The organism is Arthrospira sp. PCC 9901 (assembly GCF_059013425.1).
This window is the reverse complement of sequence record NZ_CP102296.1, coordinates 2,962,043-2,980,849: the sequence shown is the minus strand read 5'-3', so window position 1 is coordinate 2,980,849 and position 18,807 is coordinate 2,962,043. Positions and strand designations below refer to the sequence as shown.

The 18,807-nt window shown below is 47.6% G+C and carries 15 protein-coding genes and 1 pseudogene; 5 read left to right on the top strand and 11 right to left on the bottom strand.

The window, feature by feature from the left end; genetic code table 11:
* Positions 1-239: 239 nt before the first annotated feature.
* Positions 240-1,553: an RNA-guided endonuclease InsQ/TnpB family protein gene (locus tag NLZ44_RS13050; RefSeq protein WP_493750055.1), complete on the bottom strand. Its 1,314-nt coding sequence runs from the start codon at positions 1,551-1,553 to the stop codon at positions 240-242.
* 45 nt (positions 1,554-1,598) lie between these two features.
* On the opposite strand from NLZ44_RS13050, the gene tnpA reads away from it, so the two are divergent.
* From tnpA to ald, 3 genes are all read left to right on the top strand, one after another.
* A complete protein-coding gene (gene tnpA / locus NLZ44_RS13045; RefSeq protein ID WP_006668333.1) occupies positions 1,599-2,003 on the top strand; it encodes an IS200/IS605 family transposase in 405 nt (134 codons plus the stop codon).
* 398 nt (positions 2,004-2,401) lie between these two features.
* Positions 2,402-2,722: a hypothetical protein gene (locus NLZ44_RS13040; protein ID WP_493750054.1), complete on the top strand. Its 321-nt coding sequence runs from the start codon at positions 2,402-2,404 to the stop codon at positions 2,720-2,722.
* A gap of 215 nt (positions 2,723-2,937) precedes the next feature.
* On the top strand, positions 2,938-4,023 hold the full coding sequence (ald, locus tag NLZ44_RS13035) for an alanine dehydrogenase (protein ID WP_493750053.1): 1,086 nt from the start codon (positions 2,938-2,940) through the stop codon (positions 4,021-4,023).
* A gap of 298 nt (positions 4,024-4,321) precedes the next feature.
* On the opposite strand, the gene NLZ44_RS13030 is transcribed toward ald, so the two are convergent.
* Both NLZ44_RS13030 and NLZ44_RS13025 read right to left on the bottom strand, forming a co-directional pair.
* On the bottom strand, positions 4,322-4,903 hold the full coding sequence (locus tag NLZ44_RS13030; RefSeq protein WP_493750052.1) for a TIGR04376 family protein: 582 nt from the start codon (positions 4,901-4,903) through the stop codon (positions 4,322-4,324).
* Positions 4,904-5,002: 99 nt separating this feature from the next.
* On the bottom strand, positions 5,003-5,695 hold the full coding sequence (locus NLZ44_RS13025) for a ComF family protein (protein WP_493750051.1): 693 nt from the start codon (positions 5,693-5,695) through the stop codon (positions 5,003-5,005).
* Between the two features lie 89 nt (positions 5,696-5,784).
* On the opposite strand from NLZ44_RS13025, the gene NLZ44_RS13020 reads away from it, so the two are divergent.
* Positions 5,785-6,705, top strand: coding sequence for an NAD(+) kinase (locus NLZ44_RS13020; protein ID WP_493750050.1), 921 nt, complete (start codon positions 5,785-5,787; stop codon positions 6,703-6,705).
* A gap of 83 nt (positions 6,706-6,788) precedes the next feature.
* Positions 6,789-8,193 (top strand): annotated as a pseudogene (locus tag NLZ44_RS13015) (site-specific integrase).
* Between the two features lie 414 nt (positions 8,194-8,607).
* Here the strand turns inward: NLZ44_RS13015 and NLZ44_RS13010 are convergent.
* From NLZ44_RS13010 to NLZ44_RS12975, 8 genes are all read right to left on the bottom strand, one after another.
* The gene (locus NLZ44_RS13010) at positions 8,608-10,230 is read right to left on the bottom strand and encodes an adenylate/guanylate cyclase domain-containing protein (RefSeq protein ID WP_111891040.1); all 1,623 of its coding nucleotides are present in this window, start codon (positions 10,228-10,230) and stop codon (positions 8,608-8,610) included.
* A gap of 9 nt (positions 10,231-10,239) precedes the next feature.
* The gene (locus NLZ44_RS13005; RefSeq protein ID WP_493750049.1) at positions 10,240-11,841 is read right to left on the bottom strand and encodes an iron uptake porin; all 1,602 of its coding nucleotides are present in this window, start codon (positions 11,839-11,841) and stop codon (positions 10,240-10,242) included.
* Between the two features lie 161 nt (positions 11,842-12,002).
* Positions 12,003-12,215 (bottom strand): ssl0294 family protein, encoded by a 213-nt coding sequence (locus NLZ44_RS13000; protein WP_006619291.1) that lies wholly within the window; start codon positions 12,213-12,215, stop codon positions 12,003-12,005.
* Positions 12,216-12,317: 102 nt separating this feature from the next.
* On the bottom strand, positions 12,318-14,438 hold the full coding sequence (locus NLZ44_RS12995) for a transglycosylase domain-containing protein (protein ID WP_493750048.1): 2,121 nt from the start codon (positions 14,436-14,438) through the stop codon (positions 12,318-12,320).
* Between the two features lie 10 nt (positions 14,439-14,448).
* The gene (locus NLZ44_RS12990; RefSeq protein WP_199456412.1) at positions 14,449-14,625 is read right to left on the bottom strand and encodes a hypothetical protein; all 177 of its coding nucleotides are present in this window, start codon (positions 14,623-14,625) and stop codon (positions 14,449-14,451) included.
* Positions 14,615-15,607, bottom strand: a complete 993-nt coding sequence (gene chlG, locus NLZ44_RS12985; protein ID WP_493750047.1) for a chlorophyll synthase ChlG — start codon at positions 15,605-15,607, stop codon at positions 14,615-14,617. Before chlG ends, NLZ44_RS12990 begins: the two co-directional genes overlap by 11 nt.
* A 224-nt stretch (positions 15,608-15,831) precedes the next feature.
* The gene (locus tag NLZ44_RS12980) at positions 15,832-17,544 is read right to left on the bottom strand and encodes a hypothetical protein (protein WP_493750046.1); all 1,713 of its coding nucleotides are present in this window, start codon (positions 17,542-17,544) and stop codon (positions 15,832-15,834) included.
* Between the two features lie 39 nt (positions 17,545-17,583).
* The gene (locus tag NLZ44_RS12975) at positions 17,584-18,798 is read right to left on the bottom strand and encodes a glycosyltransferase family 4 protein (protein WP_493750045.1); all 1,215 of its coding nucleotides are present in this window, start codon (positions 18,796-18,798) and stop codon (positions 17,584-17,586) included.
* Between the last annotated feature and the right edge of the window lie 9 nt (positions 18,799-18,807).

Sequence of the window (18,807 nt, the reverse complement as noted above, 5' to 3'; positions counted from 1 at the left end):
AAGGGATGATCTCCAAAACTGCTACTGAAAATCTTAGCGTGACATGAGCGATCGCTGATACTGCCCAGAACTTTTCTAACCAGAAACCCGGTTTCTTTTAGGTTCGTTGGGTAGGGGCGGGTGGGAGGGTTAGCCATACCCAACACTAGGCGACTGTCTCAACTCGCCCAAGGGATAGAAAGAAGCGTTTACCGTTGTCTTGGAGTTGTAGAGGTCCAGATTGTTGACTACTCCCCGCGCTAAAGCGACGGGGATTCCCCGGAGGGATTACAGCACTTCTGAGTTAGGATCGACACACCAGGAAGATCCCAAATTCTCAGACGCCTAGGCGAAGTCAAAACGCCTCTTGCGGGGATGCCTTGCATCCCCGTTACTTTTGCTTTGCGACCGATATTCCACGCCCCGTTGCAGTCGGCATTGACCTCAACGCCAGCAGCAGAGCGATAGGTTCCACGTCGAATGCGCCTACCTGAAGCCTTCCAACCCTCGGGTTTTTCACCGTAAACGGGAATACTGTCTAGGTCTAACGCGGACGCTTGCGACGTATAACTTTCCTCCTGTTCAACGAACAAAATACCGTGGGCCTCGCAAAGCTGAGCTATTCGGTTCTTCAGCCTTGCCGTAGGAATCTGCACAAATTTCTGGTTGGTTTTGCAGCCCATGCTGGCCCCGTTTTTTTGCCCCTGATTCCAGCCAAAGACCACAGTGCCAATGCCATGCTTCAGGCAGTGATTGACCACTAGCCTATCCGCCTTGTTGACGGCATCCCGCATCTGGCGATTACGCTTGCCCGTGAGCTTATCTAGCAACCTGCACCAAAAGGCATGAGGCTTTCCCTCTTTGATGGTGGCGACCCGTTTGTTGTAGAACTGGTTGAGCGCCTTCAGGTGCTTGCCGTCCACAATAAAACTATGGCCCTCGCTATCCACACAGGTCAGCCAGTTGTGAATGCCGTGATCAATGGCTAGCGACTTCTCAGGGTCTAGATCCACGGGCACAACGGGGGGTGCTTCGCAGATCCAGACGGCATCAAAGTAGCCTGCACGAGGAACAATCTGCACCTCTCTAACCTTTTCCCAGTCAAGGTTTGACGGGAAAGGCAGGAAGATTTCGGGTAGGTCAAACCAGACCTTGCAGGCCGTTCCCATTGGCACCCTAACCTGACCATCAACCCGCCTCAGCCACCGCCTAGGGTAGCTAAGCTGAAACATGCCGCCAGACTTGCGGTAATTGGGCGGCTTCGGCTTTTCAGTCAGCCCACCGCTGCGCCATAACTTCAGTAGCTCACGGTAGCCCTTGAACGCCTCACCCACGCTGATACAGGTTTGCTGTGCAGCGCTGGTATAGAGCGCTTTCATGTGGGCGTTGTGCTTCATCTGGCTCGATAGCCAGCGCCCATTCGAGAATTTACCTGCCTTGAAATACAACTGCCTAGCCAGGTAAACCGTGCAGTTGTAGAGGTTATTTGAAGCCGTGCCAAGATACTCCAGTGCGGCCCTCAGGGGAGGGTCGTCAGGGAGTTGATTGACTTGTGCTGCAAAGGTTTTAGCCATAAAACAAGTATACTAGAATTGTCGATAAATGGGTAGCCTTCAACAATGCGAGATGAGTCAATCAACTACCGCCACGGCAACCACTCGGTAGGGCTGGCCCATGTTCACCTGGTCTGGATTCCGAAAAGGCGGAAGAAGGTTTTGGTCGGCAACGTCAAGATGAGGCTTGCCGCAATACTGAATGAGGTTGCCCTAGAAAATGACTGGCTGGTCAAGGCTCTGGAAATAGCCCCTGACCACGTTCACATCCTGGTAGAGCACGGCTCTCAGGTCGCCATTCACCAAATAGTCAAAGCTATGAAGGGGCGTTCATCTAGGCGGATCAGGCAGGAGTTCCCTCACCTCTGCAAGCTACCTTCATTGTGGACTCGGTCGTATTACTACGAAGCTACAGGGAAAGTCAGCACGGCTAAGGTGACAGCTTACATTAACGACCCTCACCATTCCTGATGGCCGCTAAAGCCGCCGTGTCGCTTTTCCGCCCCGCTCTAAAGAGACGGGGCTACCAATCTCCCGAGTTTTTATCGTGTAACTGTTTTTACACGCCTAATCTAGCCAACCCCAAAGAGGGTGGAGAATTTACCATCAACAACTTAACTCCCCCCTTCGGTTATTGGTAGATCTGCCGGCGGCAAATAAGCGATCGCCTTAATCTGAATTTTCCTGGGATGGGGGGGAAGCGATCGCATTACCGGCTAGCGAACAAATATAGGGAAGGCTGACCTGATCGCCCGCCGCCAAAATTTCCCCCAAGTCTCCGAGTTGATTCCATCTGGCTAAGTCCGTCCACTACAATAGGTAAACAGGAAGGGCGATCGCTTAATCCGACCATCTGGGCAACTGGGGAGATGCTAGGCTACCTGAACCTTCCAGAATTTGATTGTTACCACCGTGTGTTTGATAAGTTCGGGTTTGGTTCCCGCGAACGAGGCTGGCTGCTCACTCGGATCGTACCCTTTGATGAGATGTTTAAATGCCTTCCCAAGTCTAAAGCCATGCGACGATTCCGGCAGTTGTGCGGGTTGGGGGCTACTCAAGTGCAATCTGGTAAAGCGGATACTCGTAGCAGTTTTACCGGAAGTAAAGAGGCGCGATCGACCTTAACTTCTAATGTCGGAACTAAGTTGATCCCGCTGGATTTATTTACTTTTCTGCAAAACTTTTTCTAATGTCGGAACTCGGTTTGTCCCGCTCATTTGATTTGATTTCCTGCTAGACTTTAGCTTCTGGTTTTAGTCCGCTGTTTTCAAGATAACCCAACCTATAGGATCTGGTGGATGCCAGAAAACCAGTGCTAGGTTATATTTTAGCTGGTTGCTACACCTGCAAGGAATTTGTAGGGCGTGCAGTTCAGGCATTCTCGCAAAATTAAGGTTCAGGTAAGATGGAAATTGGTGTCCCCAAAGAAGTTAAAGATCAGGAATTTCGGGTGGGATTAAGCCCCAGTAGTGTCCGAGTCTGTTGTGAAAAAGGCCATCAGGTTTTTGTAGAAACAGAAGCCGGGGTGGGGGCGGGATTTTCTGACCAGGACTATCTCGAAGCAGGCGCTGAGGTGGTTTCCTCACCCACAGAAGCCTGGAATCGTGAATTGGTGGTCAAGGTCAAAGAACCCCTACCCTCAGAATATCCCTTTATTCACAAGGGACAACTTTTATTCACTTATTTACATCTGGCTGCGACTAGGGAATTGACGGAACACCTTATTAATAGTGGGGTGAATGCGATCGCCTACGAATCAGTAGAATTATCAGACCGACGCTTACCACTACTCACTCCCATGAGTATCATTGCGGGTCGCCTTTCCGTACAGTTTGGAGCCAGATATCTGGAACGCCAACAGGGGGGGCGCGGCGTTCTCCTGGGTGGTTTCCCCGGTGTCAAATCCGGTCACGTCGTGATTTTGGGTGGTGGTATCGTCGGCACCGAAGCTGCCCGCATTGCCGTTGGTATGGGCGCTATGGTCACAATTATTGATATTAATGTCGATCGCCTCTCCTATTTGGAAACTTTGTTTGGTTCCCGGGTAGAATTGCTTTACAGTAATTCAGCCCACATTGAAGCTACTGTTCCCCAGGCTGATTTACTCATTGGTGCGGTCTTGGTTCCAGGTTTTCGGACCCCGATTTTAGTTTCCCGTGAATTGGTCGCTAAAATGTGCCCCGGTTCTGTATTAGTTGACGTGGCGGTTGACCAAGGCGGTTGTATTGAAACTCTCCGACCTACTTCTCACAGTCAACCCACTTATATTGAGTATGGCGTGGTTCATTATGGCGTTCCCAATATGCCGGGGGCTGTACCCAGTACCGCTACCCAAGCCTTAAATAATAGCACCTTGCCTTATGTTCTCAAATTAGGCGATCGAGGACTTCGCGCTTTAGCTGAAGATGCCGCTTTAGCTAAGGGGTTAAATGTCGAAAATCACCAACTTGTTCATCCTGCTGTTAGGGAAGTTTTCCCTGATTTGGCTTAGGCGTGCCATTCTCCATGTACCGACCCTACCGGGTCGGTTTCCCAGAATCACTGTTGATTTTTTATTCAAAAAAAAATTTGTTCGGCCCCTCCTGCGCCGAGGGTTGACAACAGCCGGGAACTTGTGGTAGGATATTTACATACAGTTTAATAATCAAAATATATACTTAAATTTGAAAAAAGTCACTATTCCCATTATCTAAAGTATAGCCGGGAGCGCCACCAAAAGCAACCCCTCCCCCCGAAAAAAAAATTTTTGCAACATTTCTTAATTTTTTGTAACAAAAGTTAACACAAAGTTATTGACGCATATTGCGCTTGAGTTGTTCGAGTTCCTCATCCATTTCCCACTGACGAAACTGCTGTTCGAGGGGGTCAGGGGTAGCTTGAAAGCGAGTGTAATCATTTCCTTGGTTCCATCCCTGTGTTTCCCAAGATTTAGTTTGGGTAGCTTTAGCGCGGTTAGCGGCCAATTCCTGCTGTTTAATTTTAACCTCTTTGCGTCGCTGTTGAATCTGGCGATAGAGTTCCTTAGACTGTTCGATGCGGTTTTTAACGCCCTGCATTTGTCCCCAGTGCTGATTTCCCTGTCGCAATAGGGCGGCTTCTCTTTCTTGGGCGGCTTCAGCGAGGTCAGGGCGGTTGGCGGCTTGTGCTTTAGCGACCCATTTATGCCATTTTTGGATATCTTGTGCGATCGCCAAAATTTCTTCAGTGCATTTCTTTTCCTCACGCTGGAGGTCAGCAATTAATCGGAGGGTGTCCTCTTCCTGTTGACGCAACTGTTCCTCAAGGGCTTGCAATTCCAAATCAGGATGATCTCGCAAAAATTCCTCTAGGCGGGTTTCCAGAAAGCGGCTGAAATCTTCAAATAAGCCCATAATGATTGTCGGTGATGGCTATGATGGCTAATTATATTTTAGCGAAATCTAGGGAGATATTAACCAAAAGGAATAAGTTATTGGTAGGGTTGTCAGTACCTAGCCCATAGATGATAGTGAACGAGGGGAAGATTTAGGGGAAGCTGTGGTAGCTAATGCGACGACTCCAGCTACTTTAATTTTTCTCAACTTGAAGGCTTGAATAGCAGCATTAACGGTAGCCCCAGTGGTATAAATATCATCAATAATCAACACAGAACTGCGAGGGGGAAGGGGGTCTTTTCCGACTCGTAAAGCCCCCAGCAAATTCTGTTCTCGTTCTGGGCGGGACAAGCCGTGCAGGGCTTCGGTATTTTTGAGCCTTTGTAAACCATGGGGTTTCATAGATAAACCGGTGATTTCACAGAAGCCGCGCCCCAATAATTCGGCCTGATTAAAACCCCGTTGTTTGAGTTTAGCGGGGTGTAGGGGAATAGGAACTACAACTAAATTCTGGGGAACGCGCTTCACAGTATCGAGCCAGCCCTCGGCTAGACAATAGCCTAACATTTTGGCGATCTGTGGGTTCCCATCATATTTTAAAGCAGCGATCGCTTGTTTAAGCACTCCCCCATAACGACCCCAAACAAAAATCGGCACCTCGCCGGGGAACATTCCTCCGTGGGTAAATTGACATTCTAACAATTGTTGTTCGCAATAGCGGCAGAACTCCTGATCCGTAGGTCTGGCACAGATGGGACATTCTGGCTTTAAAAAGAGATTAAGGACAGATTGAAGAATAGAATTAGTCATGGCGAGTTAAAAAAACAGAGAATCAGACAATTGCTGTGTTCGGCAGTTTTGGTGGATAATCATAGATTAAACCAAGGTTAACTGGGACTGTGCAGATTAAACAAGTCATCATTGCTCATAAATCTAGGGATAGGCTGAGTCAGCGTTGGGCGCAACAGTACGCCAGACAATTTGAACAGCGGGGATGTCAGGTTTTGATGGGACCGAGTGGGGCGAAAGATAACCCCTATCCGGTGTTTCTAGCTTCTAGTGGTAGTCCTATTGATTTGGCGGTGGTATTAGGGGGGGATGGAACAGCTTTAGCGGCGGCGCGACATTTAGCGGAAGCAGGTATCCCCATTTTAGCGGCGAATGTGGGGGGGCATTTAGGATTTTTAACAGAGTCCTTTGAGGATATAGAGGATACGGAAACGGTTATAGATCGTTTATTTGAGGATCGCTACGCTATCGGACAGCGGATGATGTTACAGGCGGCGGTTTTTGAAGGTTCCCGCCATAACCTGGAACCGTTAAGCGATCACTTTTTAGCCCTCAATGAGATGTGCATCAAACCTGCTTCTGCGTATCGAATGCCTACTTCTATCTTAGAGATGGAGGTTGACGGGGAAGTAATTGATCAATATCAAGGAGATGGCTTAATTGTGGGAACCCCCACGGGATCTACCTGTTATAATGCGTCTGCAGGCGGTCCGATTGTGCATCCGGGGATGGATGCGATCACTGTTAGTCCCATTTGTCCCCTCAGCTTTTCCAGTCGTCCTGTGGTAATTCCTTCGGGGTCAGTGGTCAGTATTTGGCCCCTAGCTGACCTCGAACATGATACTAAATTATGGACTGATGGGGTATTGGCTACATCGATTTGGCCGGGACAGCGGGTTGATGTGAGGAAAGCAGACTGTCAGGCTAAATTTATTATCCTGCGGGAGGACTATTCTTTTTATCAAACCCTGCGGGAAAAATTGCAATGGGCGGGGGCGAGAGTTAGACATATTAATAATCACCGGAATTAATCCAAGTTTCAAGGTTGTAACCCTCATTCTACCGTCACTCTAATGCACTCAATGCCGATCGCACATTTAGGAGTTGGTGCAAAATGAGTGTAAGTACAAACAGTGCACATAGTGGTACATATCAAGGCTTTGAGGATATTCTTGAATTTTTCAACCTATCCCGCAAACAATGTCCCAAAGGTGTGAGGATTAAGCGTAACCGGGGGACGATTCAGCTAGATATTACCACTGACCCAGAAACTGGGGGGCGTAAACAAAGGGGATGCAATTGTCAGTTCACTTCTGAGGGCATCCGTAAGGCTGTTGACAAAGCCTGGTTAGTTCATAAATCCCTTGACGGACAATTCCAGTCAGTATCTGAATGGCTGGACTGGTACAAGGCTACTATCCTTGATGAAAACAAAACCCCCCTAGAAAATGACTTAATCACTTACCGTCAAGTGTTTAAAGAGATGGAAGATGATTACTTTAATGGGGTACACAAGAATACTAAGCGGAAACGTTCCCGTAATATAGCTAGTGATGTTAAGTCTTTTACGGAAACCCATTTATTCCATTTCAATAAAGTAAAAGATTGGGATGATTACATCACGTGGGAGAGTATCAAAGATGCGCTATACAGTCCCATGAAGGATGGTAGCAACCCAGTAGGGAGTAAAACCTTTAAAGATAGATACTACCGACTCAAACAAGTAGCGGAACGCGCTGGATGTAAGAAGGCGTTGGAGAAATTAGAAAAGATTAACCCTACTCAGACAGTGTTTACTGAATCCCAAAGCATAGACTTAGATACCCTGCTAGGCTTGCTAGATAAAGAGCGCAATACTGATTATCCTTCTATCACAGAGAATCAGGCTCGTGATGATTGGTGTTGGGTGTCGGCAATGTGTGCCTTATACGGGTTGAGACCATCAGAGATAGCAGCGGCACAAAACCTAAACAAGGTAGTCAAGATTGACGGTATTACTTTCCCAGCCATATCCAACCCTAATAACCTTGAGTTAGTGCTAGTTATTGGTGAGTTTACTTACTTTGGTAGTAGCACCAAAACGGGTCAACGGTTGGCTGTCCCAATGTCAAAAGACAAGGCTTTGATTAACCGTCTAGGGATTCATAATGTCTGTTTACCTATCACAGAATCTAAGGACCCTAGTGGTTTTAACCGCAATCATTGCGCTTGGCTTAAACGTCATAAATGGGGATTTACTCAAGCCTATGCTTTCCGACATCTAGCCAACCAATTAGGTGAGATGAACGGGATACCACAGGAAATCAGGGCGCGTTGTTTTGGACATTCGGTGGCAGTCAATGACAGTAAGTACAAAAAAACGTCGCAACCTGGCTACAGAATTAGGTATCCTGACACAACATCACAAGCAGCCATTACCGCTAGAAATGGGGAAACAAGTCTTAATCAATATGGGTATCAACCCAGACCTACCAGAGGTTAAAGTAATCATCAGAGCTCTTTACCAGCTAGACGATTAATTCCCTAATAAACCCACAATACAATACCCTCTAGGTTAAATATCTAGGGGGTTTCATTTTGCACTCACTCCTAAATGTGCGATCGCCCTTGAGTGCACTAGAGTAACGGTAGAATAGGGGTTACAGGTTGTAAGCTGGGCACGAGAGAGTTACCCTATCCCTTGTCTGGTTAGGGGCGTGATATGGGTATTTGACAGATTGATTAAGTTGTGCTTATTGATTAACCCGTCAATAATTAAAATTTGTTGCTGAGGGATATGCGCTAATTGTCCCGTAGTATGCTAAGACTGAATGGAGTGTATTTTGTGTGCAATGGTGCGACTACCGGGTTGAGTATTTCCCGATAATCGCTGCTCGGATAAGGCCATAGAAAAAACGAGCATGGAGGGAATTAATCCAATTATACTAGGGTGATCAAGGTTTTCCAACTCCCACATTTTGATAAATGGTGACAGGATGATCAATGCCTTTAAAGGTGTAGTCTCCCATTATATCAAATTGCTCAGGCGATCGCAACATTTGATAAGTAGCCTGACTAATGACACACTTTCCTGGGGGACAAATCGGCTCCATTCTCGCCGCCAAATTAATTGTTCCCCCCAATACGGTATAATCTACTCGTTGGGAGCTACCGACATCCCCAACTACTGCCCTACCGCTATTAATAGCAATTCGCAGTTGTAGTGGTTCGGATAACTTGCCTTCAGCGTTGATTTTTTCCAGGCGTTCTAACATTCCCAAAGATGCCTCTACAGCGCGTTCTGCGTGGTCTGCTTGGGGTTCAGGCGCGCCAAAAAACGCCATAATACAATCACCAATAAACTTATCTAAAGTTCCTCCCAGGGCAAAAACTTCCTGCAACATTTCCTCAAAAAAAGCATTAAGTAATGTAGCTAATTCATTAGCAGGTAAGCGTTCAGAAAGGGCTGTAAAACCGACAATATCAGCAAATAAGATACTAATTTCAGCATCTGTGGAAGGCAAACGTCCATTGTCTAAAGCGCCCACATTGATTAAATGCTGTACCACCGCCGGGGTGTGGTAGCGTTCAAGACGTTGACGGATAGTGCCTTCCCGCTGCAATTTTTGAGTAAGTAACCAACGTTGAATACTAGCAGCCACTAAATTTCCTAAAGCCGAGAAAAAGCTCAAATCTTCATCTCCGCCACGAGTCCAGTAGTCAAAGGAAAAATGAGCATCTCCATATAAAACACCTACGACATTATCCTCATCCCATAGGGGAACTGCAATGCAAGATCGGATATCTTTAACTAGGATACTGGGTTCACTTTCAAAGCGTGTATCCTGTTGAGCATCAGCGGTTTTAATGGCGATTTTATCACGAAAAACTCGCTGACAAATACTGCGACTAATCCAACTGCCATCACTAGAGACATCTAGGCTTTGACCTGATTTTTTGGAGGCAACTTTGACGAGTTCTAATTGTCCGTCGCCATTGAGGTCAACGAGTAAAGCCAAGCGTTCAATAATGGGGATATCATGAAAAATCACGGACTGAGTTTGTGAGAAAATGGCATCAATAGACTCAGCACTATTCAAACATTTAGCAATTTCTACTAGGTCTTGCAGGCGGGCTACAGCGCGACGATAATTATTAATATCCTCATCAAATTGGGTGTTACTTTGAATCCATTGTTGTTTAAGATCCTGAACCCGACCAATTAAATTAGTTCCTTCCACCATAGTCCCAATTTTGCGCCCGCCATTTTTCTTGGTATCTGGTGCTAGGATATCTAAGCGGATCTGATCAATTCGCAACTGGTCGTTAACTTTGAGGGGGTGAGGCTGGGTTAAGGATATATCATTTAGACAAGTGCCGTTTTTACTACCTAAATCTTCCACCCACCAACCACCATCAGTCCCTTTATAAATGCGGGTATGACGGCGCGATACTTCAATAAAAGGCAGTTGCAAGTTACACTCAGGCGATCGCCCAATAATAAATTCATTGCGATCGACTGGAATTAGCCTTTCGGGTTGGTTTTCAAGAATCAGTCGCAGCCTGAGTTCAGCCATGAAAAATGATTAAAATAAGAATGTGGTACGCAAAACACCGATTACAACTGTGTCATTATTAGCATTATGTTCTGGATTTGTCACCATAAATACACCCGGTGTCACCCAGATATAATCACTGACACGGAAACGGTAGAAAGTCTCGAAGTGTAAGGAGGTATCGCGATCTTCTCCCAAGGGCAAATTACGGCCGGCTACCAGTTTAGGCGGTTGACCAAAGATAAAGGCAAATAGGTCGCCATTACGGCCGAAGGGTTCAGACCAACCCAGAGAAAGGCTGTAGGTAGTAGTGTTGGCATAGGCGTTGCTGGTGGTTGATTCCCCAAAGGTCACGCCCCCAAAGGCGGCGAGGGTGATATTAGATTTGATGCGCCACTGGAATGACCCCCCTACTGCATTAAAGTTCATGGGTTCATCGAGTAAACCGGAGGTATCGGCGCTAAAACTTCCGGTGAGGGTGTCTAAGCGACCATTGGCAGAGTAGGCATTAATATAGGTTAAACCTGCCAAGGTGTTAGCACTGGGCTTGAGTAACAATTGTACTCCTAAAGCACTATGATCGGAATGACTAATGCCGAGCCTGGCATCGGAGGTGCCGCGAGTCCCATAGGCTACCTGTAGTCGCACTTTATCGGTAACTAACCAATCGAACCCAGCGCCTCCGTCTAAAGCGCCGATTTTAAATAGGGGGCTACCCTCGCCAAAGCGGGAAATAGCACCCCGACCGCTATCAAAAAAGGGTGAGTTAGCAGTGAGGACGTTGCTGAGACTAAATCCTACGGGGCGGACGGTGAAGACTACCCGGTTATTAAAGGCGGGAAATCTATATTCTAGGTAATCGAGGAATAGTTGATCATTGGTATCACTTTGGTATGACAGCAGGGCCATATCTCCCAACCCTGGATTTTCCAAGGTTCCGGCTAATCCTCTGTTTTCAAAGTTACCGGAAACGAAGCCTATGCGGAGACGGTCGAGACCACTAAAGGAAGATACGGTTCCGAGACGCAGGAGATAGTGGAGGGTAGCTTGATGGTTGTCTCCGGTGCCGGGAGGGTTTCCGCCTACAGCACCCGCAAAGCCGAAGATGGCTTCACCACCGAATATGGTAGTAGTGGAAAATTGGTTAGCTTCTAATTCTGCGGTTCTGGCTTCAAGGGCGAAGATACGACCTCCCAAGGTGGCGAGTTCGGCGGCAAATTCCTCTTGGAGACGTTGGAGGACGGCGAGATCTTCACGGGTGACTTTATCAACTACGGAGGCGGCGATCAGTTCGTTAATTCTTTCTAAACAGGCGTTGAGTCCGGCGGCGAATTCGTAGCGGGTCATCGCGCGGTTGCCTCTATAGGTTCCGTCGGGATATCCTGCTATGCAGCCATAGCGTTCAACTAGGGATTGTAGGGCTTGAAATGCCCAGTCTGTGGGTTGAACGTCTGAGAGTTGGGAAACGGAGGTAACTTGTCCCTGAACTTCTACTAGGTCATCGGTGCTAATGATGTCTTCGGAGAGTTGGGCGATCGCTGTATTGGTATGGATAATAGAAGCGATCGCACTGGTAAGGGGAAGAATTATTGCTACTTTTGACCAGAAACTATAGCCCCATAATTTGTTCATAGAACAACACTCCTCAGAATTAACACCTGCCAACATATTAAGCCGTATGCGAGAGCTACGCCAACCTCGGCTATCAAAGAGGGTTGCTGGTACTCAAGGCGCAGAGGTTGAACATTAGCGCTTAGGGACAATAGTTTCTCGGTGAAAAGATACCCGGCTGTTTAGTCAATGGTAATTGATTGAGGCCCATTACTCGAGCCATTATTGTCTCGGTCAGAGGTTGAGGAAGAGACTGGGGTTCCGGTTTCCTTTTCTAACCAGCTTTTCACTGGGTCTTCTGATAAGTTGAGTCGCAGGACGCTAGAGACAAAGCCACCCAAAAACGAGATCGGATCTTGGGTAAATTCTTTGAAGATGGGTGTCAGTTCATCCATGATTAGAGAAAGCTCCTGTAAAGAGATTTATTGTTATTCTGACTGAATTTTAGCTGAATCGGCAAAAATCAGTAAACCGGCCTGCCTACGCACAGGGAGTGGTTAGTAGTAATAGCCATCATTTCCATAGTCGCTGGAGTTATTAATATGTTTGTGGTAGTCGTCATCATCACGACGAATGGCCGCCGGTCCAGTTTGTACCCATTTAGGTTGATGGGGTTGAGCTTTAATGCTTCCCTGGTGGCTGTCGAGGTCGGGAAGTTCGGGAAACTCCTCAACGGGTAAATCCTCAACTACTCGTTTCATAAACTCACGCCAATTAAAGGCTGCGGTACTACTAGCGCCCCAAGTGCGATCATTGTTGTCGTTTCCTAGCCATACTCCGGTCACCAGTTGCGGAATATAACCAATAAACCAGAGATCCCTAGCTTGTTCAGAAGTGCCAGTTTTACCTGCGACATCGCGATCGGCGAGGTAAGCGGCCCCACCTGTGCCGTTGCGTACCACACCAGTTAGCATCCAGGTAGTAATAGCGGCGCTGTCCTGGTCAAGGACTTGTTTAGGTGTAAACTGAGCCTGATAGATAGTTTCGCCTTTCTGGTTGATGACTCGGCGGATACCATGAGCGGGGATATATTGACCTTGGGCGGCGAGGGTTCCGTAGGCGTTGGTTAGTTCTAAAAGATTAACTTCATAGGCTCCCAAGGCGAGGGAATAGGTGGGTTTGAGTTCAGATTTGATACCCATGCTCTGAGAGAGAGAAATAACGGGTTCAAAGCCGACATCAATTAGGACTCTAACGGCAATAACATTAGTTGAATTACTGAGGGCGTTAAGCATCGATCGCCAACCCCCGTAGCGGTTACCATAGTTTTGGGGGCGATATCCATCAACTCGATAGGGTTCATCATTGTAGCTATCATAGGGGGAGAAACCTGCTGCGATCGCCGCCGCATAGACCAACCCTTTAAAAGTCGATCCGGGCTGTCGTTGAGCTTGGGTCACGCGATTAAACTGACTTTCCCCGTAATTTGCACCCCCTACCATAGCTTTAACTTCTCCGGTAGCGGGGTCGATCGCCACTAATGCTGCTTGGTCAAACCCAGCGGCGCGGCCGTCTATTTCTACGGCTTCTCTAACGACCCGCTCGGCTATTTCCTGCCATTGCAGATTTAAACTGGTTTCCACCACCAAGCCCCCAATTTCTAGGGCTTCTGGAGACACATATAATGGTAGTTCCTTTTGAATAAAATTAGCAAAATAGGGAGCCTTAACCTGTAGACGTTTATGGGGGCTAGGATTTACAACTAGGTCACTTTGAATCAGTGAATTGGCGCGACCCTCAGAAATCATGCCCATTTCCTGCATTCGGCGCAGTACGACATTCCGGCGTTCGGTAGCTAGGTCTAAATTCACCAGGGGGGAATATTGACTAGGAGCGGGAGGCAAACCGGCCAAGGTAGCCATTTCGGAGAGGGTTAGTTGTTCTACGGGTTTGCTGAAATAGACCCAAGCTGCATCAGCTACCCCATAAGCTCCCGAACCCAAATAGACTAAATTAAGATAGCGTTCGAGGATTTCTTCTTTGGTGAGAGTTTTCTCAAGTTTTTGAGCTAGGATAGCTTCCCTAAGTTTACGAACTAGGCTGCGTTCATGGTCTAAAAACACCATCCGAGCCAATTGTTGAGTGATGGTGCTACCTCCCTGGACTACACCTGTAGCCATGACATTAGCGGATAAGGCTCTGATAATACCTTGGTAGTCAATGCCACGATGCTCATAGAAGCGTCGGTCTTCTATGGCAATAAATGCCTGGATCAACTCCTCTGGGATCTGGTCGAGAGATACCTGCTCCCTGGTAGATGGTCCGGTTTGCATGATAATGGTACCATCTGCGGCTTGAATGGTTAGGGTTCCATCTCGGTTGTAGGCTGATAGGTCAGAAATCTCGGGTAAACTTTGTTCAAGGCGATGGAACTGATAAGCTCCTAATGCGATCGCACTTCCGGCTATAGTAATTATACCAACGCCTATCCACAATCTAGGGCGAGGTTTCCATTGCCAACGCCTAATTTGACGGCGACGGGGTCCTCCCAACCGGGGGGTTTCGGCAGGGGGAGGCGGGGCTTGAGCCTCGGAGTCTTGGTGCAAAACGGAGGTAGGGGGCATAGTATTTTGACTATCCCTAGATTCGTCGGTAATTTTTGGGGAAAATTCTGTCACGTAAACCTCCTTATGTGGGAAGCCCCTTGCTAAAAGGGGAGGAAAAACGACTGGTGGCCATAGCCCCGATATAATCTTGAAAAGCGTTATTGATAAGCTGGTAGGGTGCGTCGGAGAAATCCATGAGATAGGTCAAGGCAAAATCTGGTTCATCTGACGCACCAATTGCTCCCCCACTAAACTGCATGACCTAGGGCTAAACCCACGACCAACATTCCTAGGACAAGGAAAGGTTGAGCGCTTGCCTGATATTTAACATCATTTTCCAGGGGATTGCGAAGAAAATACATATCCTGGAAGGTAATTTGTGGAATCACGAGTAATAACAAGATGGTGGCATAAAGGTTTTGCTTAATGCTGATCAAGTATAGGGCAACTCCGGCTTGAAAAATGTCAATCATTAATACACAGATCCAGGCGGCGGTGGTTATGCCAAACATAACAGGGAGGGATTGTAAGCCAAGTTGGCGATCGCCTTCGACACTCTTAAAGTCGTTAACAATGGCAATACCTAGCCCCGCCAAGCTGTAGAATAGGGTGAGTACCACAATAGTGGGGTTGAGTTCTCCGAATAGGGCATGACCCGCCCACCAGGGAAGGGCAATATAACTGGCTCCGAGAGCATAGTTACCTAACCAGCCGTTTTTCTTGAGTTTTAGGGGAGGCGCAGAGTAGATATAGGAAACGAAAGCGCCGCCAATACAGAGAACTGTGACCATGGGGAACTCATGACCTGCCCAGACATCTAGGATATAGGCAAGACCGATACCTGCACCCAGGAGAATCAGAATCTGGGATACGACTTGAGGGATGGAAATTGCACCGGAGGGAATAGGGCGATATGGCTCGTTAATGGCATCTAGGTCGCGATCGTAGAAGTCGTTGAGGGTTTGGGTATACCCTGCCATTAAAGGACCCGACAGCAGCATACAGGCGGCTGCTTTAAGGATATCTTCTAGTGTCCAGCTATAGCCTCCAGAGGAAGCCGCACCACAGACTACACCCCAAATTAGGGGAATCCAGGTGATTGGTTTCATCAGTTGCAGGCGAATTTTCCAGATGGATGTTTCTCCGGGGGCGGCCCCTTTCATCCCTAGTAACTGGCGGGTTTTTGACCCGGAGTTAGGGATAGCTTCTGAAGAGGTTTCGGGGGTTGGGGAATCAGACATAGTATTTTTTTAGCTATTATTTCGGGGTTATCGCTATGGTTTTTGATAAGGCCTGCCTGATCCCAATAAACCAGTGTCGGGATTGATTGGCAAGGCACAGATTGACAATTACGAAAAAACCCGAAGAGAATTTTAGCGCATTATCGTAGGGTGCGTCAGACACATCAATAATATGGGGAAACGGAGAATCTGGCTGCTCCTAAGAGAGCACCAGAGCCAATGGATTAATCTAACAGTTGGCGAATGCGGGTTTTGTTGTCTGGGGAGGCTTGAGATTGGGTTTCTAACCATGCGATCGCTTCATCTCTCCCGAATTGGGCCACCAAAATGAGAGCGCCCCAGGCTTGCAAATCTGGTTCTTCTGGGTTTTCCAGCAGCGCTGCTTGAATGCGGTTTTTGATTCTTCCCCCGTCAGCCTGTAGGAGGTTTAACAGTTCGGTTTGGTTAAGGCTCGCGCTTTGAACCACATTTAGGGCTTCACTCCAACGACCATCAATAAGTCCCGCGAGTACCTTTTGAGTCGGACTTGCCCAAGCTGCTGTAGCCTGAGCATCTGTAATGCTGGCATGGAACTGAATTAATTGCAGTTGTGCCTCCGCTAATGCTGGCCATTTTGGGGGATAATCGCCACCGGTGCCGGAATTGTTCTTGAGGGGTTCCATCAGACTTAAAGCCGGAGACCACAAACCGCTGCGAGCTAGTCTAATAGCTCTTCGATAAGCATAGTGGTCAACAACTTCTTGATCTAGGGAGATGCTAACTAACTCAATGGGGTTAGGAACAAAGCGGCGGGGTCGGACTTGATAAATGCTGAATTGTGGCTCCAGTCCCATGGTTTGTTCAACTAATAATTCTGGGTAAGGTCCCCCGGTGACGTTTTCCCATATAGGATGCTGTCCCGCAGCACTTTTCCACTCCAACATCGAACTGAGGTGATAATGTTTGGGGTTGTAATGAATTATATGTCCGTAGGGAACTCGGGTATCCCCCACCAGACGGGTTCCATATAAGTTAAACCATACTCCCGATTCAGGAACCCTATTTTTAAACGTCGTGATATCAGTTAGGGGTAGTGGTCTATTACCGCCCTGCTGATTAGCACGAGTTCCAATCAAAGATGCCAGTACAAAAGACTCTGCTGGTCCGTTGACGGGTAGTTGATAAACTAAGCGGTATAACTCAGGAGTCCCCACCGCTTGATAGGGAGTTTGTACTGATTTATAAACTCGCAGTTCCACAATTTCTTTACAACCAGTGGGACAGGGGATGGTTGTACTAGATTCGCGGGTCTGCATTACTGGAATTAACAGATCTACGGGTGTTTGAACGAGGGATTCATGGGGGAGTAGGAATGAGCGCCAGGGTTTGAGGTAGGGATTTTGGGCGAATAACCTTTGCTCTAGCCTAGCTGTACTCACACTATTGCTCATATCCCCTAAAACTTCTCGATTAGGAAGGGGTAGAGGTTCAGCAAAAAAACGACCTTGGGCTTTGAGTTCTTCTCGGATTTCCTCCAGGCTATAAAGATAATCGTTGGGTTTTAGGGGAATTTGGGTACTCGCGGGTAGAAATTGATTAAGCCAAATTCCTACGTCAGGATTGAGAATCAGTTGGTAACTAAACCAAGCGCTGACGCTGAATAGGGCTGAACCACCAAATAGTAGGCTAAAGGCTAGACTATCGGCTAACCACTTTTTTAGTGCTACTGATAGGGGGCTTGGGGACTGGCGAGTTCTGACAGTTGGCTTGTGTTTATGGTGGCGGATATTGCCCCCGCCCTGACCCGCCACGTTGGGCTTTTGGGCTAAGGGGCGGGAAGGGGGCTGCTGTGATAATGGTTGTTTCTGGCTACTGGGTGAAACAGCTTGGCGTTTCTGATTAGTCCCCCTGGATTTCTTGTCTATGGGTCGATTAAATCGGACTTGTCTATTGTTCATATTTGGCAACTGACTCCCCTAACTTTATGGTGATGACCTTCAACCGATGAGGACTTGTTCATAGCGCTGACCTGCTCGTTCCCAAGTATATTCAGTTTCGATGAGCGATCGCGCTTTTTGAGAAAGTTCTTGTCTGAGATCTGGGTTTTCAAACAGCCTGGCTATCTGTTGGACATATTCCTCAACTGTGTTAGCTCGTAAAGCCCGCAGTTCGACTCCTTCACCATCGACAGCTAAACCTTCTAAACCGCGATCGCTCGCTACCAAGGGAACTCCGGCAGCCATAGTCTCTAGGGTTTTATTTTTGATGCCGAACCCGGTTCGCATTGGGATTACACAGACTGTGGCTTTATGTAAATATTCTGCCATTGAAGGTACACGACCCGTTACGTTTACCCCTGGACAATAGGCTAGTTCTAACACTTCCGGTACGGGTCTTGCTCCTACGATGCTAATGGTGGTATCTGAAGCGCGTTTTTGGATCTGGGGTAATATCTCTAGGGCGAAAAATCTAGCCGCGTCAATGTTGGCTATGTTGTCCATGGCTCCGACAAAGATGAGTTGATGTCCACCTGGGTCGAAAGTTCGATAGGGAAACTGCTCAAAGTTTACGCCATTTGGGATGATTTCGACCTTCGCTATGGGGTTAAAGTTTTGCATCTGTTCCCCGTCCTCGGGAGTGGTGGCAACAATGGAGGAAAATTTAGTACAATATTGTTGCTCATAACGATACAGTAGGGGAAGGTTAAGGCGATCGCGTAGGGGTTTCTCTGCCGTTTGAGTCTCTAGCTGCTGCCGACAGGTTGCATAAACTGAACTGTGGACATTAACGACTGTTTTTAAGCGGTCTTTCCATTCGGGGCGCACATAACTCTCATTAATGCTATGTTCGCAGGTGATGACATCATAGCCTTCGTCTTCAACTACTTGATCAATCCACTCCTGCATATCCACCGAGTAGGTTGCTCTAACATTGGGAGGAGTGCCACTGAGTAGGAATTGGCCAAATCGAGAGATTTTGCCGAAAATGCCCCAGTTTGCTTCTGCGGGTTCACTTCTGGGAAACACCTGGAGCCGATCTACGCACTGACTGAGTTCTTCAATGTCATCATCGGTGACATCGGGGGTGCGTTGTGTTACAAGAGTAATAGGGTGTGTCTGGCTCAAAAATTTGAGTAGGTTAAAGGTACGGACTTGGGTTCCTCCTTTGGTAGGAGGATAGGGGAATGTGGAAGAAATCATTAAAATTTTCATCGGCATTTA

Bases quoted from the DNA above. Each gene is read 5' to 3' on its own strand.
- tnpA (WP_006668333.1), top strand. From the start codon at position 1,599: ATGCGAGATGAGTCAATCAACTACCGCCACGGCAACCACTCGGTAGGG.
- NLZ44_RS13010 (WP_111891040.1), bottom strand. From the start codon at position 10,230: ATGGCTGAACTCAGGCTGCGACTGATTCTTGAAAACCAACCCGAAAGG.
- NLZ44_RS13030 (WP_493750052.1), bottom strand. From the start codon at position 4,903: ATGGGCTTATTTGAAGATTTCAGCCGCTTTCTGGAAACCCGCCTAGAG.
- NLZ44_RS13050 (WP_493750055.1), bottom strand. From the start codon at position 1,553: ATGGCTAAAACCTTTGCAGCACAAGTCAATCAACTCCCTGACGACCCT.
- NLZ44_RS12990 (WP_199456412.1), bottom strand. From the start codon at position 14,625: ATGCAGTTTAGTGGGGGAGCAATTGGTGCGTCAGATGAACCAGATTTT.
- chlG (WP_493750047.1), bottom strand. From the start codon at position 15,607: ATGTCTGATTCCCCAACCCCCGAAACCTCTTCAGAAGCTATCCCTAAC.
- NLZ44_RS13025 (WP_493750051.1), bottom strand. From the start codon at position 5,695: ATGACTAATTCTATTCTTCAATCTGTCCTTAATCTCTTTTTAAAGCCA.
- NLZ44_RS13000 (WP_006619291.1), bottom strand. From the start codon at position 12,215: ATGGATGAACTGACACCCATCTTCAAAGAATTTACCCAAGATCCGATC.
- NLZ44_RS13040 (WP_493750054.1), top strand. From the start codon at position 2,402: ATGCTAGGCTACCTGAACCTTCCAGAATTTGATTGTTACCACCGTGTG.
- ald (WP_493750053.1), top strand. From the start codon at position 2,938: ATGGAAATTGGTGTCCCCAAAGAAGTTAAAGATCAGGAATTTCGGGTG.
- NLZ44_RS13005 (WP_493750049.1), bottom strand. From the start codon at position 11,841: ATGAACAAATTATGGGGCTATAGTTTCTGGTCAAAAGTAGCAATAATT.
- NLZ44_RS12980 (WP_493750046.1), bottom strand. From the start codon at position 17,544: ATGAACAATAGACAAGTCCGATTTAATCGACCCATAGACAAGAAATCC.
- NLZ44_RS12975 (WP_493750045.1), bottom strand. From the start codon at position 18,798: ATGAAAATTTTAATGATTTCTTCCACATTCCCCTATCCTCCTACCAAA.